The 23,647-nt window shown below is 60.5% G+C and carries 20 protein-coding genes; 9 read left to right on the top strand and 11 right to left on the bottom strand.

Annotated features, from left to right (window positions below):
* Positions 1-24: 24 nt before the first annotated feature.
* From rimP to infB, 4 genes are read left to right on the top strand one after another with little or no spacing between them, the layout of a single operon-like run.
* Positions 25-600 carry a ribosome maturation factor RimP gene (gene rimP / locus AACZ65_RS08905; protein ID WP_037276518.1) on the top strand — a complete coding sequence of 192 codons (576 nt, stop codon included), beginning with the start codon at positions 25-27 and terminating at the stop codon, positions 598-600.
* A gap of 4 nt (positions 601-604) precedes the next feature.
* On the top strand, positions 605-2,227 hold the full coding sequence (gene nusA, locus AACZ65_RS08900; RefSeq protein WP_339670012.1) for a transcription termination factor NusA: 1,623 nt from the start codon (positions 605-607) through the stop codon (positions 2,225-2,227).
* 23 nt (positions 2,228-2,250) lie between these two features.
* On the top strand, positions 2,251-2,874 hold the full coding sequence (locus AACZ65_RS08895) for an RNA-binding protein (RefSeq protein WP_339670010.1): 624 nt from the start codon (positions 2,251-2,253) through the stop codon (positions 2,872-2,874).
* A gap of 6 nt (positions 2,875-2,880) precedes the next feature.
* A complete protein-coding gene (gene infB / locus AACZ65_RS08890; RefSeq protein ID WP_037276530.1) occupies positions 2,881-5,385 on the top strand; it encodes a translation initiation factor IF-2 in 2,505 nt (834 codons plus the stop codon).
* 407 nt (positions 5,386-5,792) lie between these two features.
* Here the strand turns inward: infB and mutT are convergent, their stop codons facing one another.
* Genes mutT through AACZ65_RS08875 form a run of 3 tightly spaced genes read right to left on the bottom strand, consistent with a single transcriptional unit; the run spans position 5,793 to position 8,272 of the window.
* Entirely contained in the window at positions 5,793-6,191 is a 399-nt protein-coding gene (mutT, locus tag AACZ65_RS08885; protein WP_339670007.1) for an 8-oxo-dGTP diphosphatase MutT, read from the bottom strand.
* Complete coding sequence (gene argJ / locus AACZ65_RS08880; RefSeq protein WP_339670005.1) at positions 6,188-7,417, bottom strand: bifunctional glutamate N-acetyltransferase/amino-acid acetyltransferase ArgJ; 1,230 nt, start codon at positions 7,415-7,417, stop codon at positions 6,188-6,190. Before argJ ends, mutT begins: the two co-directional genes overlap by 4 nt.
* A gap of 3 nt (positions 7,418-7,420) precedes the next feature.
* Positions 7,421-8,272 (bottom strand): peptidylprolyl isomerase, encoded by an 852-nt coding sequence (locus AACZ65_RS08875; protein ID WP_339670003.1) that lies wholly within the window; start codon positions 8,270-8,272, stop codon positions 7,421-7,423.
* Between the two features lie 192 nt (positions 8,273-8,464).
* On the opposite strand from AACZ65_RS08875, the gene secA reads away from it, so the two are divergent.
* The 3 genes from secA to AACZ65_RS08860 all read left to right on the top strand — a co-directional run bounded on the left by secA (position 8,465) and on the right by AACZ65_RS08860 (position 13,813).
* Positions 8,465-11,161 (top strand): preprotein translocase subunit SecA, encoded by a 2,697-nt coding sequence (gene secA / locus AACZ65_RS08870; protein ID WP_339670001.1) that lies wholly within the window; start codon positions 8,465-8,467, stop codon positions 11,159-11,161.
* 95 nt (positions 11,162-11,256) lie between these two features.
* Positions 11,257-12,231: a hypothetical protein gene (locus AACZ65_RS08865; protein WP_339669999.1), complete on the top strand. Its 975-nt coding sequence runs from the start codon at positions 11,257-11,259 to the stop codon at positions 12,229-12,231.
* 25 nt (positions 12,232-12,256) lie between these two features.
* Positions 12,257-13,813 (top strand): phosphate ABC transporter substrate-binding/OmpA family protein, encoded by a 1,557-nt coding sequence (locus AACZ65_RS08860; protein ID WP_339669997.1) that lies wholly within the window; start codon positions 12,257-12,259, stop codon positions 13,811-13,813.
* Positions 13,814-13,819: 6 nt separating this feature from the next.
* Here the strand turns inward: AACZ65_RS08860 and radC are convergent, their stop codons facing one another.
* The 3 genes from radC to dnaK all read right to left on the bottom strand — a co-directional run bounded on the left by radC (position 13,820) and on the right by dnaK (position 17,806).
* Positions 13,820-14,575 (bottom strand): DNA repair protein RadC, encoded by a 756-nt coding sequence (radC, locus tag AACZ65_RS08855; RefSeq protein WP_339669995.1) that lies wholly within the window; start codon positions 14,573-14,575, stop codon positions 13,820-13,822.
* A gap of 87 nt (positions 14,576-14,662) precedes the next feature.
* Positions 14,663-15,820, bottom strand: a complete 1,158-nt coding sequence (dnaJ, locus tag AACZ65_RS08850) for a molecular chaperone DnaJ (RefSeq protein ID WP_339669993.1) — start codon at positions 15,818-15,820, stop codon at positions 14,663-14,665.
* A 78-nt stretch (positions 15,821-15,898) separates the two neighbouring features.
* The gene (gene dnaK / locus AACZ65_RS08845; protein ID WP_037276545.1) at positions 15,899-17,806 is read right to left on the bottom strand and encodes a molecular chaperone DnaK; all 1,908 of its coding nucleotides are present in this window, start codon (positions 17,804-17,806) and stop codon (positions 15,899-15,901) included.
* A 210-nt stretch (positions 17,807-18,016) separates the two neighbouring features.
* Between dnaK and AACZ65_RS08840 the strand changes: the two genes are divergently transcribed.
* Positions 18,017-18,625, top strand: coding sequence for an alpha-ketoglutarate-dependent dioxygenase AlkB (locus AACZ65_RS08840; protein WP_339669991.1), 609 nt, complete (start codon positions 18,017-18,019; stop codon positions 18,623-18,625).
* Positions 18,626-18,703: 78 nt separating this feature from the next.
* On the opposite strand, the gene AACZ65_RS08835 is transcribed toward AACZ65_RS08840, so the two are convergent.
* From AACZ65_RS08835 to AACZ65_RS08825, 3 genes are all read right to left on the bottom strand, one after another.
* Positions 18,704-18,874 carry a DUF465 domain-containing protein gene (locus AACZ65_RS08835; protein ID WP_075571776.1) on the bottom strand — a complete coding sequence of 57 codons (171 nt, stop codon included), beginning with the start codon at positions 18,872-18,874 and terminating at the stop codon, positions 18,704-18,706.
* A 122-nt stretch (positions 18,875-18,996) separates the two neighbouring features.
* Positions 18,997-19,770, bottom strand: coding sequence for a methyltransferase (locus AACZ65_RS08830; protein WP_339669988.1), 774 nt, complete (start codon positions 19,768-19,770; stop codon positions 18,997-18,999).
* The gene (locus AACZ65_RS08825) at positions 19,760-19,975 is read right to left on the bottom strand and encodes a DUF2007 domain-containing protein (RefSeq protein ID WP_339669986.1); all 216 of its coding nucleotides are present in this window, start codon (positions 19,973-19,975) and stop codon (positions 19,760-19,762) included. Before AACZ65_RS08825 ends, AACZ65_RS08830 begins: the two co-directional genes overlap by 11 nt.
* 56 nt (positions 19,976-20,031) lie before the next feature.
* On the opposite strand from AACZ65_RS08825, the gene AACZ65_RS08820 reads away from it, so the two are divergent.
* Positions 20,032-21,033, top strand: coding sequence for a polyprenyl synthetase family protein (locus AACZ65_RS08820; RefSeq protein WP_339670219.1), 1,002 nt, complete (start codon positions 20,032-20,034; stop codon positions 21,031-21,033).
* Here the strand turns inward: AACZ65_RS08820 and AACZ65_RS08815 are convergent.
* Together AACZ65_RS08815 and AACZ65_RS08810 are read right to left on the bottom strand one after the other, a co-directional pair.
* The gene (locus AACZ65_RS08815; protein WP_339669984.1) at positions 21,026-21,850 is read right to left on the bottom strand and encodes a 4-(cytidine 5'-diphospho)-2-C-methyl-D-erythritol kinase; all 825 of its coding nucleotides are present in this window, start codon (positions 21,848-21,850) and stop codon (positions 21,026-21,028) included. The genes AACZ65_RS08820 and AACZ65_RS08815 overlap by 8 nt on opposite strands.
* Entirely contained in the window at positions 21,840-23,552 is a 1,713-nt protein-coding gene (locus tag AACZ65_RS08810; RefSeq protein WP_339669982.1) for a tetratricopeptide repeat protein, read from the bottom strand. The genes AACZ65_RS08815 and AACZ65_RS08810 overlap by 11 nt, the downstream gene beginning before the upstream one ends.
* Positions 23,553-23,647 lie beyond the last annotated feature (95 nt).

The following is a 23,647-nucleotide window of genomic DNA, read 5'->3' as shown; positions in this document are numbered from 1 at the left end:
CCCGTTTTTTTGTGCTTGGGAACCATGACGAACGACTTGATTGCAAAGGCAGCGATTGATCGCAGACTGGCCGAGATCATCACCCCAGTGATCGAGGATTTGGGCTATGAGTTGGTGCGCGTCCGGCTGATGGGCGGGCAGTACCATACGCTTCAGATCATGGCGGACAAGCCCGAAGGCGGGATCGAGGTGGATGATTGCGCCGCAATTAGCACAGCGGTCAGCGCAGTGTTGGATGTCGAGGACCCGTTGGTGGAGGCTTATACACTAGAAGTGTCGAGCCCCGGTATTGACCGGCCATTGACGCGGCTCAAGGATTTCGAGGCCTTTGAAGGGTATGAGGCCAAGATCGAGACGACCGAGTTGATCGACGGACGCCGCCGCTTCAAGGGTGTGCTGGCGGGCGTCGAGGGTTCCGAGGTGCTGATCAATGTCGAGGAAGGCACGATCGGGCTGGAGTTTGACTGGCTTAGCGATGCCAAGCTGGTGCTGACGGATGAGTTGATCAAGGAAATGCTGCGCCAACGCAAGGCGGCGGGCGTGATCAACGAAGAACAATTTGACGAGATCGAAACCGATAGCGGTTCTGAGGAGGACTGACACCATGGCAATCACATCCGCCAACCAGCTGGAGCTGTTGCAGACCGCAGAAGCGGTCGCGCGCGAAAAGATGATCGACCCGGCATTGGTGGTCGAAGCGATGGAAGAGAGCCTCGCTCGGGCCGCCAAGAGCCGTTATGGCAGCGAGATGGACATCCGGGTGGAGATCGACCGCAAGACGGGTCGTGCCAAATTCACCCGCGTCCGCACCGTGGTCGAGGATGACGCGGTGGAAAACTATCAGGCCGAGATGACGGTCGCGCAGGCCAAGCAATATCTGGACGACCCCAAGGTCGGCGACACCTATGTTGAAGAAGTGCCGCCCGTCGAGATGGGCCGCATCGCCGCACAGAGCGCCAAGCAGGTCATCCTGCAAAAGGTGCGCGAAGCCGAGCGGGATCGTCAGTTCGAGGAATTCAAAGACCGCGTGGGCACGATCATCAACGGCGTAGTGAAGCGCGAGGAATACGGCAACGTCATCGTCGATGTGGGCCGGGGCGAAGCGATCCTGCGTCGCAACGAAAAGATCGGGCGCGAGGCGTATCGTCCCAACGACCGCGTGCGCTGCTACATCAAGGACGTGCGCCGCGAGCAGCGCGGACCGCAGATCTTCCTAAGCCGCACCGATCCGCAGTTCATGGCCGAACTCTTCAAGATGGAAGTGCCGGAAATCTATGACGGCATCATCGAGATCAAGGCCGTGGCACGCGATCCGGGCAGCCGGGCCAAGATTGCCGTGATCAGCTATGACAATTCGATTGATCCCGTCGGCGCCTGTGTCGGGATGCGCGGTAGCCGGGTTCAGGCGGTGGTCAACGAATTGCAGGGTGAGAAGATCGACATCATCCCGTGGAACGAGGATCAGGCGACTTTCCTCGTGAACGCGCTCCAACCCGCCGAAGTCAGCAAGGTGGTGATCGACGAGGACGCGCAGCGCATCGAGGTTGTGGTGCCGGAAGAGCAGTTGAGCCTTGCGATTGGTCGTCGTGGCCAGAACGTGCGTCTGGCTAGCCAGTTGACCGGACTGGATATCGATATCATGACCGAAGCCGAGGATAGCGAGCGTCGTCAAAAAGAATTCGAAGAGCGCACCAAGCTCTTTGTCGATGCGCTGGACCTGGATGAATTCTTTGCGCAACTTCTGGTCTCAGAAGGGTTCACCAACCTCGAAGAGGTGGCCTATGTCGATCTTGACGAATTGCTCGTGATCGACGGGGTTGATGAAGACACGGCCTCTGAACTTCAGGCGCGCGCCCGCGATGTGATCGAGGCGCAAGCCAAGGCCGCCTTGGACAAGGCCCGCGAATTGGGTGTCGAGGACAGTCTGATCGCCTTTGAGGGGCTGACGCCGCAGATGGTGCTGGCATTGGCCGAGGACGATGTGAAATCGCTCGAGGATTTCGCCACTTGCGCCGATTGGGAACTGGCCGGTGGCTGGACCACGGTCAAGGGCGAGCGCGTCAAGGACGAGGGTATTCTGGAGAAATTTGACGTCTCGCTCGAGGAAGCGCAGAATATGGTGATGACTGCCCGCGTGATGCTGGGCTGGGTCGATCCGACCGAACTTGAAGCCGATTCCGACGAGGCCGATATCGAAGGCGATGATGACGAGGAGGCTGAGGCCTGATCGCTCAGGCCTTGGAGCAAATCATGGGGCGCGGTGGTGAACCCAAAGACCGGAGCGACGGTCCTGAGCGTAAATGCATCGCCACGGGTGAGGTGCAGCCCAAGCATGGGCTCATCCGCTTTGTGATCGGTCCCGAAGGACAGATTGCCCCGGACCTCGCGGAAAAGCTGCCGGGGCGCGGTATTTGGGTCGCGGCGGATCGCGCCGCCCTTGAAAAGGCTGCAAACAAGGGGCTGTTTGCGCGCGCGGCCAAGCAGCCCGTGCAGGTACCCGAGGGGCTCGTGGAACAGGTCGAGGCGCTTCTGGTGCGTCGGGTGATCGACCTCATCAGCCTCGCCCGCAAGGGTGGGCGCGCGGTGTCGGGCTATGAAAAGGTCAAGGACATGCTCATGCGCGAGGATGCGCGTGTTCTCATTCAGGCCAGCGATGGCTCTGAGCGCGGAAAATCCAAGCTGAGCACGCCTTATGGCGGCTCTTTCATTGGCTGGCTTACGGCGGACGAGCTGGGCCAGGCCTTTGGTCGACAAACCACAATCCACGCGGCACTGGGTGCTGGAGGTTTGTTGCAACGTGTTGTAGAGGAGGCGGCAAGACTGAAAGGTCTGCGCGTCTCGGACGGCGAGACAGCGCGCCGGAAAGGAAAGTAGAAGACTATGAGCGACAACGACGGAAAGAAACCTTTGGGGGTGCGTGGCGCAGGTTCCCGGCCGGGGAACGTGAAGCAGAGCTTTAGCCATGGCAGAACCAAGAACGTCGTGGTGGAAACCAAGCGCAAGCGCGTCGTCGTGCCCAAACCTGCGGCCGCGACCGGCGCTGCGGGTTCCGCAACGTCTTCGGGTATTACCAGTGCGTCCAAGCGTCCAGCAGGGATCTCTGATGCAGAGCTGGAGCGCCGGATGAAGGCGCTCGCCGCAGCCAGAGCGCGCGAAGCTGATGATGCAGCCCAACGCGAGGCGGATGAAAAGGCGCGCGAGGAAGAGCGAAATCGCCGTCGCGAAGAAGCCGAGGCCAAAGAGCGCGAACAGCGCGAAGCCGAGGAAAAGGCCCGCGCCAGGGAAGAAGAAGAGGCCCGCCAGAAGCGCGCGACCGAACAGGCCGCGCTCAAGGCTGCGGCCTCGGCGGCGGAGCCGGACGCGGCTCCTGTGGCGGCTCCCGCATCACGTGCGCCCGCCTCCAAGGTGGCACCGGTTGCACGCAAGCGCGAAGAAGACGAACAGCAAACCCGCCGGGGCAAGGCGCGTGGGGGCGAAGATGCCCGTCGCGGCGGCAAGCTCACGCTGAACCAAGCTCTGGCTGGGGGCGAGGGCGGTCGCCCGAAATCCATGGCTGCGATGAAGCGCAAGCAGGAACGCGCCCGTCAAAAGGCTATGGGTGGTTTGCAAGAGCGCGAAAAGATCGTGCGTGATGTGCAACTGCCAGAGACTATTGTCGTATCGGAATTGGCGAACCGTATGGCCGAACGCGTCGGCGATGTGGTCAAGGCGCTGATGCAAAATGGTATGATGGTAACGCAGAACCAGTCAATTGATGCCGATACAGCCGAACTCATCATCGAGGAGTTCGGGCACCGCGTGGTCCGCGTAAGCGACTCGGATGTCGAAGATGTGATTGATCAGGTCGATGACAGGCCCGAGGACCTCACGCAGCGCCCGCCAGTTATCACCATCATGGGCCATGTCGACCACGGCAAGACCTCTCTTTTGGATGCGATCCGCGATGCCAAGGTTGTGGCAGGCGAAGCCGGGGGTATTACGCAGCACATCGGGGCCTATCAGGTCACGACCGACAGCGGTGCCTTGCTGACCTTCCTCGACACGCCGGGTCACGCGGCCTTTACCAGCATGCGTGCGCGTGGTGCACAGGTGACGGATATCGTTGTGCTGGTGGTGGCCGCCGATGACGCGGTCATGCCGCAGACCATCGAGGCAATCAACCACGCCAAGGCGGCCAAGGTCCCGATGATTGTGGCGATCAACAAGATCGACAAGTACGAGGCCAACCCGCAAAAGGTGCGCACCGATCTCTTGCAACACGAGGTGATCGTCGAACAGATGTCCGGCGATGTACAGGATGTTGAAGTGTCGGCCGTCACCGGGCAAGGTCTGGACGAGTTGCTTGAGGCGATCGCGCTTCAGGCTGAGATTCTCGAACTCAAGGCCAATCCGAACCGTGCCGCCGAAGGTGCCGTGATCGAGGCCCAGCTTGACGTGGGTCGCGGCCCGGTTGCGACTGTGCTCGTCAAGAAGGGCACGCTGCGTCAGGGCGACATCTTTGTCGTGGGCGAGCAGTATGGTCGCGTTCGTGCGTTGATCAATGATCGCGGCGAGCGCATCAAAGAGGCCGGCCCCTCGGTGCCGGTCGAGGTTCTGGGCCTCAACGGCACACCCGAGGCCGGTGACGTGCTGAACGTCGTCGAAACCGAAGCGCAGGCCCGCGAGATTGCCGAATACCGCGCCAATGCCTCCAAGGAAAAGCGTGCTGCCGTTGGTGCAGGCACCACTCTCGAACAGCTTTTGGCCAAGGCCAAGGAAGACGAGAACGTCAAGGAACTGCCCATTGTCGTCAAGGCGGATGTGCAGGGCTCTGCCGAGGCTATCGTTCAGGCGATGGAAAAGATCGGCAACGAAGAAGTGCGCGTGCGCGTCCTTCATTCGGGTGTCGGCGCCATCACCGAGTCTGACATCGGTCTGGCCGAAGCATCGGGCGCGCCGGTGTTTGGCTTTAACGTCCGCGCAAATGCGCCCGCACGCAACACCGCCAACCAGAAAGGTGTGGAGATCCGGTATTATTCGGTGATCTACGATCTGGTCGACGATGTGAAAGCGGCGGCAAGCGGTCTCTTGGGCAATGAAATCCGTGAGAAGTTCATCGGCTATGCCAAGATCAAGGAAGTGTTCAAGGTCACCGGCATTGGTCGTGTGGCGGGCTGTCTGGTGACAGAGGGCGTCGCACGGAAATCTTCGGGTGTCCGTCTCTTGCGCGATGACGTGGTGGTCCATGAGGGCACGCTCAAGACGCTCAAACGGTTCAAGGATGATGTCAACGAGGTCCAGTCCGGCCAGGAATGCGGTATGGCCTTCGAGAATTATGATGACATCCGTCCCAACGATGTGATCGAGATTTTTGAGCGCGAAGAAGTCGTGCGCACGCTGGCCTGATCAATAGGGCCAGACAAAACAAAGGGGCGGCCCCAGAGGGCGGCCCCTTTTTCATATCAAAGTTCGTTAAGGCAGACGATACGGTATCAGGCGGTGCGCTGTTCCACCGGGCGACCAGAGTAAAGCCGGCTGCCAACCCTGACCTGCATCAAGCCATTGCTGAGAAGCCGAACGAATATTCCCTGTATGGAAACACAAGATCCCAACTGAACAGTTCGCAGCATGTCATTCCCCCCGAATGTAACAAGACTGTTAAAGTTGTATGAGTATTTCCATAATTGGTAAAAAAGATACTAACTATTCGCATAGTGTCGAATTTTTTTGCAGCCACCAAAAACCTCCAGAGCGGCAGGTGCAAAACGATTGACAGTTTTGAATTTAAGGAGGCCGAAACCCTAGTTTGCGCGTCAGAGCCAGTCGCGCAAGATGGGTATAAGCGGAATATCTGCTGGCGGCATCGGATATGATCGAAGGTCCGCCGCGCGCACCCACTTCAGCGCTTGCCCCTCGCGCCCCTGCACGATCCCCTCCCATTTGCGACAGGCAAAGAGGGGCATCAGCAGATGGAAATCAGGGTAGGAGTGACTAGCAAAAGTAAGAGGGGCCAAGCAACTGGCCCAGGTACTGATTCCCAGCTCCTCGTGTAATTCCCGAATCAGCGCCACTTCCGGCGTCTCGCCCGGCTCGACCTTGCCGCCGGGAAACTCCCAGAGACCGGCCATGGATTTGCCCTCCGGCCTCTGGGTCAAGAGAATACGACCGTCCACATCAATCAGGGCGACCGCCGAAACCAGAACGGTTTTCACGACCGGTAATCCGCGTTGATGTCGATATAGCCATGCGTCAGATCGCAGGTCCAGACGCGAGCGGTGCCACCGCCAAGACCGAGATCGACGTGAATGACAATCTCCTGGCGCTTCATGTAGGCGGCGGCGGTGGCCTCGTCATAGCTTGGGCTGACAAAACCGTCCTTGGCCACCTGCATGTCGCCAAACCAGATTGCGAGCAGATCGCGGTCCGCCCGCGCACCGGATTTGCCGATCGCCATTACGACGCGCCCCCAATTGGGGTCTTCACCCGCGATGGCGGTCTTGATCAACGGCGAATTGGCGATGGCCTTGGCGTGAACATGCGCCTCTGAGTCGGAGGCGGCTCCGGTAACGGAGATTTCGACGAATTTCGTCGCGCCCTCTCCATCGCGTACCACCTGATGCGCCAGATCCAGCATGACGCGGCGTAGCCCCTCCATGAACCCCATGCTGTTTTCGGTCACGCGAATGCCAGAGGCACCCGTCGCCGCAACGAGCAGCGTGTCAGAGGTCGAGGTGTCGCTATCCACGGTGATGCAGTTAAAGGTCGTGCGATTAAGCGCGCTGACCATGTCCTGAAGGATCTCTTGATCTATCGCGGCATCGGTAAAGATGTAGACCAGCATGGTCGCCATATCAGGCGCGATCATGCCCGATCCTTTCGCGATGCCCGCGATATGCACGGCCTGCCCGTCGATCGTCACCACCTCGGAGGCGCCTTTAGGAAAGGTGTCGGTGGTCATGATAGCGCGGGCTGCGGTCTCTATCGCGTGGGGCGACAGGGCTGCGACCAGATCATCGAGCTTGTCGATGATACGCTCATGCGGCAGCGGCTCGCCGATCACGCCCGTCGAAGAGGAAAAGACGCGGCTCGCGGGGATGTCCAGCGTCTTGGCCGCCGCCTCGGTGATGGCCTGCACCGACTCGGCGCCGCGTCGGCCGGTAAAGGCATTGGCATTGCCCGAGTTGACCACGATCGCGGCACCAGAGGCCGAATCGCAGCCGATCTTGTCCTGACAATCCAGCACCGCCGCGGAACGCGTGGCAGAGCGGGTGAAGGCCCCGGCAATCGCAGTTCCAGGCGCCAGGCTGACCAAGAGCACATCGGTGCGGTTCTTGTAGCGTACACCAGCCTCTGCCGTGGCAAAGCTAACGCCACCGATCACAGGCAGTTCTGGGAAACCCGCCGGTGCAAGCGGGGAGAGCGGCGGCTTGGCACCCATGGCTCAGTTCTCCAAGAGGTTGGTTTGGTTGATGACAGCTGGGTCCATCGCGCTCGTATCGGTGCGGGTCACGTCGGTAGCGGCCTCGCGCGCGGCGATATAGGCGTCAAAGGCCTCTTGGCGCAGGGTGTTGGTCAACTCATCGCGCACGGCATCAAGGGTGGGACGCTCCTTGACGCGGGTCTCGTTGAGCTTGATCACATGCCAGCCAAACTGCGTTTGCACCGGGGCCGAAACGGCGCCCACCTCAAGCGCTGCAACAGCAGCAAAAAACTCGGGCACCATCACACCGTCCCCAAACCATCCCAGATCGCCGCCCGACGGGCCAGAGGGGCCGATGGAACGCTCTTTTGCAAGCTCAGCAAAATTCGCCCCTCCTTCCAACTCGGAAACCAACTCTTGCGCCGCTTCCTCGGTCTCGACCAGAATATGAGCTGCCTTGTATTCGGTCTCTTCCTCGGCTCCGGCATATTGTGCCTCATAGGCCGCCTGCAGACGCTCTTCTGTCATGTCGGCGTTGACCACATCCTCGGCCACGTCAGCGGCCAGAACGGCGCGACGCTCGTTCTCGAGTTGCAGCGCGGCGGCGCGCGACATCTCGCCCTCATGCGCCTGGCTCAGCAATTCCTGTTGGATCAGTTGATCGAGAACGCCCTTGAAGAGCACCTCGGGGGGCACCTGATCATATTGCGCGGGCAATGCCGCGCGCACCGCCAGCATATGCCCAAGAGTGATGTCGGTGCCGCCTACGGTGGCCATTACCGTATCTGCACTCGGGGTGTCCTGCGCGAAGGCTTGCGTGCCAAGGGCAAGCCCGGTCACGAAGGCTGCGGTCGAAAGCAGGGGGCGAAACATGAAATCATCCTTTGGTGGAGCCCGCAGAGCGGGGGTGCGCGGGTGCGCAGCGTTGACACTCAACCGGCTGGCCCTTACATCGCCTTGAGACCAAGGCAGAACCGCCGTCTTGCGCCCCGTTTTAGGGTGACGCGACAAGAGGGGCAAGCGGTTGCCTGCCACGGATAGGCAAAACACCGGAACGGATAAAACATGTTGGGTATTGGAACGGTCGCCAAAAAGATCTTCGGCACCCCGAATGACCGCAAGATCAAGGCGACACGCCCGCTGATCGCAAAGATCAACGCGCTGGAACCCGAATATCAAGGCCTGAGCGATCAAGCGCTGATAGACAAGACCAATGAGTTCAGAGCTCGGATCGCCGGAGGCGAGAGCCTCGATACCCTCCTGCCCGAAGCCTTTGCCAATTGCCGTGAGGGGGCCCGTCGGGCCTTGGGCCTCCGAGCCTTTGATGTGCAGCTCATAGGTGGAATTTTCCTGCATCAGGGCAATATTGCCGAGATGAAGACCGGCGAAGGCAAGACGCTGGTCGCAACCTTCCCCGCCTACCTCAATGCCCTCTCGGGCAAAGGCGTTCATATCGTCACCGTCAACGACTACCTCGCCAAGCGTGATGCCGAATGGATGGGCAAGGTGTTTGGCGCGCTTGGCATGACCACAGGCGTGGTCTATCCCCAACAACCCGAGTCCGAGAAAAAGGCGGCTTATGCCGCCGACGTGACCTATGCCACCAATAACGAACTCGGCTTTGACTATCTGCGCGACAACATGAAATCTTCACTCGAGGATATGAACCAGCGCGGGCATAACTTTGCCGTGGTCGACGAGGTGGACAGTATCCTGATCGACGAGGCGCGCACGCCCTTGATTATTTCCGGGCCCAGCCAGGATCGCAGCAGCCTCTATCAGACGATCAACGCCTTGATCCCCGAATTGCAGGACGATCACTACAAGCTGGATGAAAAGACCCGCAACGTCACCTTCACGGAAGAGGGGAACGAGTATCTCGAGAACCTGCTCGTTGCGCGGGGAATTCTGCCCGAAGGACAATCGCTCTATGATCCCGAAAGCACGACCATCGTGCATCACGTCAATCAGGGTCTGCGCGCGCACAAGCTGTTTACCAAGGACAAGGATTACATTGTCCGCGGCGGCGACGTGGTGCTGATCGACGAGTTCACGGGCCGGATGATGGCCGGGCGGCGCCTGTCGGACGGGCTGCATCAGGCAATCGAGGCCAAGGAAGGCTGCACCATCCAACCTGAGAACGTGACCCTCGCCTCTGTCACCTTTCAGAATTACTTCCGCCTATATGACAGGCTGTCGGGCATGACAGGTACCGCCTTGACCGAAGCTGAGGAATTTGGCGAAATCTACGGTCTGGGCGTGGTCGAAGTTCCGACCAACCGGCCCATCGCACGGATCGACAAAGATGACGCCGTTTATCGCACCGCCCGCGAGAAGTTCGATGCTATCGTCGCTGCCATTCGCAGCGCCAATGAAAAGGGCCAACCGACGCTGGTGGGTACCACGTCCATCGAGAAATCCGAGATGCTCAGCAAGTTGCTGACCGATGCCGGGATCGCGCACAACGTGCTCAATGCGCGCCAGCACGAGAAAGAGGCCCAGATCGTTGCCGATGCGGGCAAGCTGGGGGCGGTCACGATTGCCACAAACATGGCCGGACGCGGCACCGACATCAAGCTGGGTGGCAACGTCGAATTCAAGATCATGGAGGCCATCGCCGCCGCCCCCGACGCTGACCCGGAAGACATCCGCAAGCGGATCGAATCCGAACATGCCGCCGACGAAGAGGCGGTCAAAGCCGCGGGTGGCCTCTTTGTCCTTGCCACCGAGCGGCACGAAAGCCGCCGGATCGACAATCAGCTACGGGGCCGCTCTGGCCGTCAGGGCGATCCGGGAAAATCGGCCTTCTTCCTCAGCCTTGAAGACGATCTGATGCGCATCTTTGGCTCTGAGCGGCTGGAAAAGGTGCTGGCGACACTCGGGATGAAAGAGGGCGAGGCGATCATTCACCCTTGGGTCAACAAGTCGCTGGAACGCGCACAGGCCAAGGTCGAAGGGCGCAATTTTGACATCCGCAAGCAATTGCTGAAATTCGACGACGTTATGAACGAGCAGCGCAAGGTGATCTTCAAACAGCGACTCGACATCATGCGCGCCGAGGATCTGAGCGAGATCGTCAAGGACATGCGCGGCGAAGTGATCGACGATCTCGTCGATCAATACATGCCGCCCAAGACTTATGCCGATCAATGGGATACCCAAGGGCTCTATGCGGCCGTGATCGAAAAACTAAATATGGACCTGCCAGTGATCGACTGGGCCGCAGAAGAAGGCGTGGACGACGAAGATCTCGTCGCCCGGCTGGACAAGGCTGCCGACGAGATGATGGCGGCCAAGGCGGCGCAATTCGGTCCCGACACGATGCGGATGATCGAGAAGCAGGTTCTGTTGCAGACGATTGACGGCAAATGGCGCGAACATCTGCTGACGCTCGAGCATCTACGCAGCGTCGTGGGCTTTCGTGGCTATGCACAGCGCGACCCGCTGAACGAATACAAGAACGAGGCGTTCCAGCTCTTCGAGAACATGCTCGACAGCCTGCGTATGGATGTCACGCAGAAACTGGCGCAGATCCGTCCCATGAGCGAGGCCGAACAACAGCAGCTCATGCAAGAAATGGCGGCACAGCGCGCAGCGATGATGGCGGCGGCGGACACCGGCGAACCGGCTGAAGTCAATGAGAGCGCGTCCCCCGGCTTTGATGAGAATGATCCCGCAACATGGGGCAATCCGGGCCGCAACGATCCGTGTCCTTGTGGATCTGGCAAGAAGTTCAAGCATTGCCACGGGCGGCTGGCCTAGCGCCGACTGCCCGATTGACACCCATTCCCCGCCATATGGGGGCCATTTTTGAAATGTAGCTTCCCCGTGACAATTGATGTGTCAGGGAGAGTGGTATGTCCAAGGCCAGACGTTACATCACCGCAGGCGGCACGCTCGCCTGTGCATTGGGTATAGGCTATTTCATGCAGGCAGGGGCACAGAGCCCCGCGCAGAGCGCCGAACTGGTCCCCGCCCAGACTGTTGAGGCACCAGTCGAGATCACACAGATCGAGCTGACCTCGGCGGAGGCGGTGCCCCCGATGACCGCGCCAGAGCCTGTGGCTCTGCCAGCAGCCCCTGTGACGCTTGCTGTGGCAGAGGAGGCCCAGCGGACCAACACGTTACCCAAGGAAGAGGTCGCACCAAGTTTCGCCTGTGATTATGTCATGCAGGCCCGCGCACAGGCCGCTGCCATGGTCGAGGTGACACTCAGCGCGCCCTGCCAGCCCAACACCGGATTTACGCTGCATCACAACGGCATGATGTTCACAGCCGTCACCGATAATAATGGCGAGAGCACGTTGAGCGTGCCCGCTCTGACCGAATCGGCGGTGTTCATCGCAGCCTTTGAGGATGGACAGGGGGCCATTGCCACCGCGACCGTGGACACGCTCGCGCTCTATGACCGCTATGTCGTGCAATGGCGGGGTGGCACCGCGCTGCATGTGCATGCGCTCGAATATGGCGCTGATTTTGGCGGGTCCGGGCATGTGTGGGCCGGTGCGGGTCGAGACATGACGCGCGCACTCAAGGGCGAGGGCGGTTTCCTCACATCCCTAGGCGAGCCGGAAATGGATCAGGCGCTGCGTGCCGAGGTCTATACGTTTCCCACCGGGGCAGCATCTCGGGATGGCACCGTTCTCTTGCAGGTCGAGGCAGAGGTGACAGACGCCAATTGCAGCCGCGATTTCGAGGCGCAATCCATCGCTACCGGCGCGAATGGGCTCGAAGTGCAGGATATCGTGCTGGCAATGCCCGATTGCGACGGGATCGGAGACTTTCTTGTGTTGAAAAACCTGTTCAATGACCTGAAGATCGCGTCCAATTGAAGCGCGGACTTGCAGGGGGCAAGCTATGACAATTCTGCGTGCGGCGATAATCGCCGCACTTTGGTTTTTGGCCCAGCCGGGCGTTGCCCTTGCACAGGATGTCACACTGCGCTCACACGATGGCGCGGTCGAGATTTCCGGCAATCTTTTGGGCTTTGATGGTGAGTTTTACCGTGTAGATACGATTTACGGCGAGTTGACGGTCGATGGTTCGGGCGTTGCTTGCGAGGGGCCGGGCTGTCCGGATCTGGAACATTACGTGGCGCGGCTGGTGTTTTCCGGAGCACCAACGATTGGACGGGTGTTGATGCCCGCGTTGATTGAGGCGTTTGGCATCCGTGGCGGTTATGATGTGACCCGCAATGACATCAGCCCGCAAGAGTTGCTTTTTACACTGCATCAGGGCGACGGTACACTGGTCGGTGAATTTGTCTTTCGTTTGACCAATACCGATGAGGGATTTGCCGATCTTCTTGCGAACGAGGCCGACATTGCCCTGACCCTGCGCGAGGCGCGACAGGATGAAATCACGCGCGCGCGCGAGGCGGGATTGGGCAACCTGATGGCACCAGGGCAGGTGCGGGTGCTGGCGCTTGATGCACTCATTCCCGTGGTCGCACCAAGCAATCCGGTTCAGGACATCAGTCTTCGGGAATTGGCGCAGGTGCTGTCGGGCGAGATTACCAATTGGGTCGCTTTGGGGGGACCAGATGCGCCGATAGACGTGCATCTCTGGGACGCGGCCACTGGCATCGGTCAGGCCAGCGTCGATCAGGTGCTGCGCCCCGATGGACGGGACGTTGTCGCGAACGCAGTGCGCCATCCTGACGGCTCCGCATTTGCCGAAGCGGTCGCGCGCGATCCCTTCGCAATTGGTCTGACCACGCGCTCGGAGCAGGGCGACACTTGGGAATTGGCGCTCACGGGGGACTGTGGCTTTGCCCTCAACGCCACGCGCCGCGCGGTCAAGACAGAGGATTATCCGCTGACGGCGCCCCTCTTCATCTATTTGCCCGCACGGCGGCTGCCGAAACTGGGGCGAGAGTTCATGACCTATCTGCGGGACCCATCGGCGCAGTTGGTGATCCGGCGCGCAGGCTTCGTTGATCAGACCCCTGAAGAGATCGAGATCAACGCGCAAGGCGACCGGTTTGCCAATGCAATTGCGCAGGCTGGTGCAGAGGTGGGGCTGGAGGAATTGCAGCGCATGGTGCGGGTGCTGGGGCCGCTCAAGCGGTTGACCACCACCTTCCGCTTTGAAGCGGGCTCGATCCGGCTTGACGCGCAATCTCGCTCGAATGCCGAGCAACTGGCCCGGGCGATGGAACTGGGCCATTACGATGCGCGGCGCTTGGTCTTTGTTGGCTTTTCCGATGGGGATGGTCCTGCGGGCACCAATCGCGACATTGCCCTGCGCCGGGCCGAGACGGTGCAGCGTGCCGTGACGCGCGCCGCCGAGACCGCCAATCTGGAGCGAATCGGGTTGGAGTTGGATGCCTTCGGCGAGGCGATGCCAATGGCTTGCGACGACACCGCTTGGGGGCGGCAGGTGAACCGGCGCGTCGAAGTCTGGGTTCGCTAACGAGGCTCAGAGATAGCCCGCCGAACGCAAGCTGACCTCAGAGGATTTACCAATGACAATATGGTCATGCAGCGTCAGGCCAAGCGCCTCGGCGGCGGTTTGCACCTGTCGTGTCATGTCGATATCAGCGGCAGAGGGCGTGGGATCGCCCGAGGGATGATTGTGCACCAGAATGAGCGCACTGGCGTTGAGGTGAAGCGCGCGTTTGACCACCTCACGCGGATAGACCGGTACATGATCCACGGTGCCGCGCGCCTGTTCTTCATCCGCGATGAGAGTATTCTTGCGGTCCAGATAAAACACGCGGAACTGTTCGATCTCGGCATGGGCCATGGTGGTGTGGCAATAGTCGAGCAAAGCGTCCCAAGAGGAAATGACCTGACGTTTGAGCACACGGGCGCGGGCCAGACGATGCGCTGCTGCTTCGACGATCTTTAGTTCGCTCGCCACCGCCTCGCCCACGCCGGGCAGCGCGATAAGCCGGTCCATCGGGGCTGAGATGACCCCATTGAAATCCCCGAAATGCGCCAGCAGCATATGCGCCAACGGTTTCACATCGCGTCGGGGAATGGCGCGAAAGAGCACGAGTTCCAGTAACTCGTAATCCGGCATCGCCGCAGCACCGCCGTCAAGAAAGCGAGCGCGTAGACGGGTGCGGTGATCGCGAATGTAGGAAGGCTGCGTCGCACTCCGTTGTCCCTCTGCCACGTCATTGGCAAAGAGGGGAAGGGGCATGTCGGAGAAGGCGCGGCGTTTGCTCATGCGCCCACATTGTTGCAAGAGCCTTAGCAAAAGGTTAACGAATGCGCGGTGGATGAAAAAGCCCGGCCATGTCTGGCCGGGCTTGGTTTAGCTCTTCATCGAGTCCCAGAAACTTCGGACCGATGAGAAAAAGCTCTTGCTCTCGGGGCTGTTATCCTCGCTCAGAGCTTCGAACTCGCGCAAGAGTTCGGTTTGCCGCGCGGTAAGGTTGACCGGCGTTTCCACCGCCATCTCGATGAACATATCGCCAGGGGCCCCGCCACGCAGCGCGGGCATCCCCTTGCCGCGCAGGCGCATCTGCCGACCTGATTGCGATCCCGGCGGGATCTTGACCCGGCTGCGTCCCCCGTCGATGGTGGGCACTTCGATATCTCCCCCTAGGGCCGCCTTGGTCATCGACACAGGGACGCGGCAAAAGAGGTTGGTTTCATCGCGCTCGAACAGCTCATGCTTGGCCACTTCGATGAAGATATAAAGGTCACCTGACGGACCGCCGCGCATGCCTGCCTCGCCCTCACCCGCAAGCCGGATACGGGTGCCGGTTTCCACCCCGGCCGGGATATTGACCGAGAGCGCGCGATCCTTTTGCACGCGGCCTTGACCCTGACAGCTTTTGCAAGGGTTCTTGATGATCTGCCCCAGACCGCCACAGGTGGGACAAGTCCGCTCGACCGTAAAGAAGCCCTGTTGCGCACGCACCTTGCCCATGCCTGAACAGGTGGGGCAAGTGCTGGGCTGTGCGCCACCTTCGGCCCCGGAGCCCTCGCAGGCATCGCAGGGCACGGCAGAGGGCACCTTGATCGTCTTTTGCAGGCCGGCATAGGCCTCTTCCAGCGTCACGCGAAGGTTATAGCGCAGGTCTGCGCCACGGGCCGCGCGTTGACGTCCGCCGCCACGCCCGCCACCCATGAAATCGCCGAACAGGTCATCAAACACATCCGAGAAAGCAGAGGCGAAATCACCTTGGCCGGCGCCTCCGCCAAAGCCACCCGGACGCGCACCACCCCCGCCCATGCCGCCCTCAAAGGCCGCATGACCGAAACGATCATAAGCGGCTTTCTTGTCGGGGTCTTTCAGCACGTCATACGCCTCTCCTGCCTCTTTGAACTGGCGTTCAGAGTCGGGATTGTCGGCGTTGCGGTCTGGGTGCAGTTCCTTGGCCTTCTTGCGATAGGCCTTCTTTATGTCGTCTGCCGAGGCGCCCTTGGACAGCCCGAGCACTTCGTAATAGTCACGTTTGGCCATCGGGGATCTCCTTGGTATAACCCTGTCGGGACCGGTCCGGTGCAATTCCGGATCGGTCCCAGTGGGTCAAGACGGGCCTCAGGCGCGCTTGTTGTCGTCGAGATCCTCGAAATCGGCGTCAAGGATATCATCCTCGTCGCCGCCGCGATCGGCTGCACGCGGCTCGTCGTCAGACTCGCTCTGGCTTGACTTGTAGATCGCCTCTCCCAGCTTCATCGACGCTTCGGCCACGTTCTGGATGCCAGATTTGATCTTGCCGACATTGTCGGTCTCAAGTTCGTCCTTGAGCGCGGCAATGGCCAGTTCGATCGCCTCGACCGTGGTCGGATCGACCTTGTCGCCATGCTCCTCGATCGACTTTTCCGTCGCGTTGATAAGGCTTTCGGCCTGATTCCGGGCTTCGACCAACTCGCGACGGGCCTTGTCGGCCTCGGCATTCTCTTCGGCGTCCTTGATCATCTTTTCGATGTCTTCGTCCGACAGACCGCCCGACGCCTGAATCGTGATCTTCTGTTCCTTGTTGGTGCCCTTGTCCTTGGCCGACACCGACACGATGCCGTTCGCGTCGATGTCGAATGTCACTTCGATCTGGGGCATGCCGCGCGGTGCGGGCGGGATGTGTTCCAGATTGAACTGGCCCAGCATCTTGTTGTCCGCCGCCATTTCCCGCTCGCCTTGGAACACGCGGATCGTCACAGCCGACTGGTTGTCCTCGGCTGTCGAGAAGATCTGACTCTTGTTGGTCGGAATGGTCGTGTTGCGGTCGATCAGGCGCGTGAACACGCCTCCAAGGGTCTCGATCCCGAGCGACAGCGGCGTCACGTCGAGCAGGACCACATCCTTGACGTCCCCCTGAAGCACACCGGCCTGAATGGCCGCACCCATGGCAACCACCTCATCGGGGTTCACACCCTTATGCGGCTCTTTGCCAAAGAACTTGGTCACTTCCTCGACCACGCGCGGCATGCGGGTCATACCGCCAACAAGGACCACCTCGTCGATATCCGCCGCTGTCAGGCCAGCATCCTTGAGCGCGGCCTTGCAGGGCTTGAGCGAGGCGGTGATGAGATCCCCAACCAGGCTTTCGAGCTTGGCGCGGGTCAGCTTGACGACCATGTGCAGCGGCTGGCCGTTCGACCCCATCGAGATGAACGGCTGGTTGATTTCCGTCTGCGAAGAGCTGGACAGCTCGATCTTGGCCTTTTCTGCCGCTTCCTTTAGGCGCTGAAGCGCCATCTTGTCCTTGGTCAGGTCAACGCCATGCTCTTTCTTGAACTCCTCGGCGAGGTAGTTGACGATCCGCATGTCAAAGTCTTCACCGCCAAGGAAGGTGTCGCCATTGGTGGACTTCACCTCAAAGAGACCATCGTCAATCTCGAGGATGGTCACGTCAAATGTGCCGCCGCCAAGGTCATAGACGGCGATGGTATGCGTATCTTTCTTGTCGAGACCATAGGCCAACGCAGCCGCTGTCGGCTCGTTGATGATGCGCAGCACTTCGAGACCGGCAATCTTGCCGGCATCCTTTGTGGCCTGACGCTGTGCGTCGTTGAAATAGGCGGGCACGGTGATGACGGCCTGCGTCACCTCTTCGCCGAGATAGCTCTCGGCGGTTTCTTTCATCTTGCCCAGGATAAACGCGGAAATCTGCGACGGGCTATACTTTTCGCCACGCGCCTGAACCCAAGCGTCGCCGTTGCCACCGTCAATCACGGTAAACGGCATGTTCTTCTTGTCTTTGGCGAGATAGGTGTCGTCAGCGCGACGGCCGATAAGGCGCTTCACACCAAAGATCGTGTTTTCCGGATTGGTCACGGCCTGCCGTTTGGCCGGCTGACCCACAAGACGCTCTGTCTCTGTGAATGCGACGATGGAGGGGGTGGTGCGCGCACCTTCGGAGTTTTCGATCACGCGGGCCTGAGAGCCGTCCATGATCGCGACGCAGCTGTTGGTGGTGCCGAGGTCAATACCAATAACTTTGGCCATGTTGTTCGATCCCTTCTAACTTAGGCGATGTGACAGAGGCCCGACCCGTTCCGGCATCCGGCCCCCGGTGAATTACAGGTCTGCTCGTAGCGTGACCAGTGTTTCCGGGCGTATATAGGCAGGGGATTGTGCCCCTGCAAGCGGTGGCTGCGGGGCAATTCCTCGAATTTGGTCCGAATTGGTGCTGTTCGGCACAAAAGGAGACAGAGGATGTCAGAGCCCACGCTGATTCTGCGGGATGTCGCAATCTACAAAGGGTGGCTTGATCTTGGGGAACAGGCGGCACTTGTTACCGCTTTGCGCGATGTCGTGGCTAGAGCACCGCTCTTTCAGCCCGTGACGCCCACCGGCCGCGCGATGAGTGTGCGAATGACCTCGGCGGGCCGCTATGGCTGGATCAGTGACGCGCAAGGGTATCGTTATGCTCGCCACCATCCGAACGGTATGGCCTGGCCTCCGATTCCCGAGCCTGTTCTAGCAATCTGGCGTGCCTTGGTTAGCGAAACGCGCCTTCCCGATTGTTGCTTGATCAATCATTACACGACAGAGGCGCGCATGGGTCTCCATCAGGATCGCGACGAGGTCGATTTCAGTTGGCCGGTGCTGTCGGTCTCTTTGGGGGATGACGCGCTCTTTCGCATCGGCAATCTGACACGTGGCGGCAAGACCGACTCTCTCTGGCTCGCGTCTGGCGATGTGGTGGTGATGGGGGGTGCGGCGCGGTTGGTTTATCACGGGATTGACCGGATCAGACCCGGCAGTTCCAGCCTCTTGCGCGGGGGAGGGCGGATCAATCTTACCTGCCGGGTGGTTATGTGACGCGCAATGCCGCAGCGCATGAAAAAGGCCTTGTCCGCAAGCCAGCGGACAAGACCCGTGATGAGAGAAACGGCGCTGTCAGGCGCTGACAGAAAGGCGCTCGATTTCTTCCTTGATCTTGAGTTTCTGCTTTTTCAGCTCCGCGATTTCCAGCGTGCTGCTGCCCGGCGCGCGCTGCGCCCGTTCCACTTGTTCCGAGAGCGCGAGATGTTTCTTCTTCAGTTCTTCGATATGCGAACTCAAGCTCATGGGCAGTCTCCTCTGTGGTGTGGGTGTGTCTATTCGACATGGGAAGTGCACCACATTTTTACAATACTGTCACGCTGCACTTGCAAACTGCGCGGCGCTTTGCCTGCGGCATTTTAAGTAAATCAGGCAGGGAATGGCAGCGCTGCCGCCTTCCTGAGCACATCCGAGGTGGCGGCGGTGTAATCTTCTCCATCCTGCCCGTGATTTTCTCCGGTGTGCAGCAGCCAGCCATCGTGCAGTCGTAGTGCTGCGCGTCCGTTCTTGCGCCCCCGAAGCAGAATCAGCCGCGCCGCACGGCCCCGGCGCGGTATCAGCGGCAGAATCTCGATGCTGCCCAGATGTGCCGCCATCGCCGCCAGAAGATCCGGCAATCGCTCTGCCCTCTGAATGAAGGTCGCGGTGCCCCCTGCGCGCGTGCGTCTGGCCGCGGCGCGCACCCAGTCCGCCAGCGGTAGCGCCTCGCCCATCGCCCGCTCGCGGCCGGCATCCTCGGCTGCGGTGCTGTGGCTTCGGTCGAAATAGGGAGGGTTGGCGATCACGTGATCGAATTGCTTCGCGCGCAGGGCGGCGGGCATGTCGGCAATGTCGCCCTCTGTTACCTCGAGCGACAGACCGTTGGCCGCAGAGTTTCGGAGTGCGAGGGCCACATAGGCGGGCTGAATCTCCAGCCCCGCAAGCACGACGCCCGGCACCCGCGCCGCAACGCAAAGCGCGGCGATTCCCGATCCGCACCCCAGATCAAGCAGGCTCTGACCCGCCCGGGCTGGCACGCTGGCTGCCAGCAGCACCGGATCAATCCCGGCACGATAACCTGTCCTTGGTTGCGCAATCCGCAGACGGCCCCCAAAAAAGGCGTCGTGACTCAGGTCTTCCTCGGCAAAAGGCTCAGCCCTCAAGCGAGAACCCATTGTCTATGAGCGTGATCCGCGCGTCCTCATAATCCTCATTGGCGACCATCAGGCGCCGTGGGAAGACACCGATCGAACCCTCAAGGATGCTCATGTTTACGTCCATTTCAAAGCAGTCTATACCCTCGCCCTGAAGAAGAGCCTGAGCAAAGGCGATGGACGCAATGTCATTGGTTCGCAAAAGCTGTTTCATGGGCCATAGATAAGAGCAGGGCGCGCACTATGTCGAGCCATGTTGACGGGGGACTTATGGGATTGGATGAAATCGCCACGAAACCGCACGAACAATTGGCCGCGCATCTTGCGGTCAGGATGGATGCGGTCAATCTCTTGATCCGCGAGCGGATGGCGTCCCGCCATGCACCGCGCATCCCGCAAGTGACCGCGCATCTGGTCGAGGCAGGGGGCAAGCGCCTGCGCCCGATGCTGGTTCTGGCAGCGGCGGATCTCTGTGGTTACGATGGTCCCTTCGATGTGCATCTGGCGGCGACGGTTGAGTTCATTCACACGGCCACGCTTCTGCATGATGACGTGGTGGATGAGAGCGCTCAGCGGCGCGGGCGCCCCACCGCCAACCTGCTTTGGGACAATAAATCCAGCGTGCTAGTGGGCGACTATCTTTTCGCCCGTGCTTTTCAGTTGATGGTCGAGCCCGGATCGCTCCGGGTTCTCGACATTCTCTCCAACGCCTCGGCTACGATTGCCGAGGGCGAGGTGCTGCAACTGAGCGCGGCGCAAGACCTGGCAACGACCGAGGAAATCTATCTCCAAGTGGTGCGCGGCAAGACAGCGGCGCTCTTTTCTGCCGCGACCGAAGTGGGGGGCGTGATTGCGGGCGCGCCAGAGGATCACGTCAAGGCGCTCTTCGAGTATGGCGATGCGCTCGGGATCGCCTTTCAGATCGTCGATGACCTGCTTGATTATCAGGGCGACGTCAAATCCACCGGCAAGAACGTCGGTGATGATTTCCGTGAGCGCAAACTGACCCTGCCGGTGATCAAGGCGGTGGCAGCAGCCAATGCCGAAGAGCGCGCTTTCTGGAAACGCGCCATCGAAAAGGGCGATCAACAAGAGGGCGATCTGGAGCATGCCTTGACGCTGATGCGATCACATGGGGCCCTGGAGCAAACCCGCGCCGAAGCGCTGGAATGGGCCGCACGTGCGCGCAGCGCGATTTCCGTGTTGCCGGATCATCCGGTGCGGCGCATGCTTGATGCGCTTGCTGGCTATGTGGTGGCGCGGATCAGCTAAGCCGCGTGGCCTGCACCCACCAACCGGGGTGTGCGGCACTCAGCGCCTGCGCGGCGCGCGTGGCGGTCGCGGCATCGGGATAGAGCCCGAAACAGGTGGCTCCTGATCCGGACATCCGCGCAAGGGCACAGTGCTGGGACGATGCGATCTCTTGCAGGACATTGGCCACCACCGGCGCTTCGGCAATAGCCGCATCTTGCAGGTCGTTGCGCTGCGCGCCCAGCCAGTCGATCAGAGCGGCGGCGTCAGGCCATTTGGGCAATTGCGCAGGCATCGCCGGATTGGCGCGCTGTGTAAGCCTGCGAAAGATCGCTGGCGTCGAGACCGGAACACCGGGATTGACCAGCACGGCATCAAGCGTGGGCAAGCCGTCCAACGGCACGACCTCCTCGCCAATCCCGCGCATCCGCGCGGCGCGTGCAATCAGGCAAACCGGCACATCGGCCCCAAGCGCCGAGACATCGCTTGGCACCGGCAGACGGCACATCTCCGAGAGCGCGCGCAGACAGGCCGCCGCATCGCTGGACCCACCGCCAATGCCCGCCGCGGCTGGCAGATGCTTTTCGAGCGTTATATCCGCGGTGATCCCCATCAGTGCAGCCGCCCGCAGCACAAGGTTGCCAGCGCCCGTCGGCACACCCTCGGCCATCGGACCGGTCACGCTTAGCAGAGGTTCGGGCGCAAGTCGCAGGCGCAGGCGGTCGCCCATATCGGCAAAGACCACCAGGGAATCAAGCAGGTGGTAGCCATCCGGCCGACGCCCGGTGACATGCAATGATATGTTTATCTTGGCGGGGGCGAATCCGTCAGTTGCCATCTTTGACAAGTTTCAGCGGCTCCGCGCCTTCGTCCTTCAGCACCTGATCCAGCCCGACTTCCAGCTTGCGGCGCACGCGCTCTGGCTCCAGGTCGGGCGAGGGTTCGCTTTCATTCAGGGACAATGCGCGTTTCCACTGAAACCGCGCCTCTACCTTGCGGCCCACAGCCCAGAGAACATCTCCAAGATGGTCATTGACCACCGGATCGGTCGGCATCAACTCGGCGGCGCGCTCCATCTGCACGATGGCCTCTTCATAGCGTCCAAGACGATAGAGCACCCATCCCAGACTATCGACGATATAGCCGCTGTCGGGCTGTGCCGCGACGGCGCGCTCGATCATGTTCAACGCCTCATCTAGATTGATCTGCTTTTCCACCATCGTGTAGCCGAGATAATTCAATACCTGCGGATGATCCGGGTTCAATTCCAATGCACGACGAAAATCGGCCTCGGCTTCGGGCCAGTTGTCCAGCCGCTCGTGGCTGATGGCGCGGGCATAACGCACGAACCACTGATCGTTGCCCCGCGCCTGATAGAGATCGAGCGCTTGGTCATAGGCTGGCACCGCGGCAGCAAAGTTCTCTTGTGACCGGTAGAGGTCGCCAACCGCAACATGCACCTCCGCTAGGTTGGGATAGTCTCGCGCCAATTGCTCCAGCACTTCGATGGCCGCGTCCGGTTTGCCTGCGCGGCGCAACACGTCGCTGCGCCCGAGTTCCGCCAGATGATACGAGGGATGATCGCGCGGCACTTTTTTATAGGCTTCAATGGCCAGATCGAACCGCTCCAGATCCTCTAATAGGTCAGCGGCCATCAACACCGCATCGACATGGGCAGGCTTGATCATCTCTGCCACACGGGCATAGATCAGGACATATTCGTCATTGGCCTCTTGCATGAGCGCGCGACCGAGCGAGAAAAATACTTCGGCAACCCCGTCCGACGCGCTGTTGACCAGATTGAATGGCACGCTCTCTCCCGCCGCGAGCCGTGCGCGGAGGGTTTCAATCTCGGGATCGAGATCGGTGCCAAATGTATCGTCGATAATGGTGACTGCGCGCTCCTGTTCACCCAGTTGGCTCAGAACCTGTGACCAGCCGATAACACCGCGCCGTGTGCGCTGAATGGGTCCATCATCCTCGCCGCTGAACACTTTGTCCGCGCCTTCGAAATCCCCAACCGAAGCCAGCGCCAAAGCTTTGTGGTAAATTGCAAAGCTGCGCAGTCCGCGCTCTTGCGCCACGGCATCGAATCGCGACAGCGCCGATGTCATGTCGCCCTTGCCCAGATCGGCCCATGCGGAAATCATCCCATCTGCAAGATCGCCAACCCCGCGCCCCTCTTCGATCCGCTTCAAGAGCGCATCCCATTGCCCTCTTCGCGTCTCGTCGGCAACAAGCGCCATCTGGCTTACCTGGCTTCGCAGCCCGTCCGCCTCGATTTTGCGTGCGACGGCAACCGCAGGCTCCAGCTTGCCCAGGGCAAGATAGGCCACAGTCGCATTTTCAAGCAGCGCCGGATTGGATGGATCGCGGGTGAGTGCCTGCGCATAATACTGGGCGGCGGCGGAAAAATCGCCCGTCGCGCGTGCCTGTTGCGCTGCAAGATAGGCCCCGGCGGATGGCTCTGCCATGAGGGGCAGGGGCATGACCTGCAAAAGGGCGGTGAATGCAAGCGCCGTAAGGGGTCGATAGGTCACGCTGTCCTGCCTTTTATGGTCCGGTTCGATGCAAACGTAATATGCCCGCCCCCCCAAGGCAATGCGGCGCGGCACAATTGCCACGCCGCATTCCC

Source organism: uncultured Roseovarius sp. (assembly GCF_963972555.1).
Taxonomy (GTDB): domain Bacteria; phylum Pseudomonadota; class Alphaproteobacteria; order Rhodobacterales; family Rhodobacteraceae; genus Roseovarius; species Roseovarius mucosus.
Note: the sequence above shows the minus strand (reverse complement) of the source record. Positions and strands in the feature narration are given on the sequence as shown.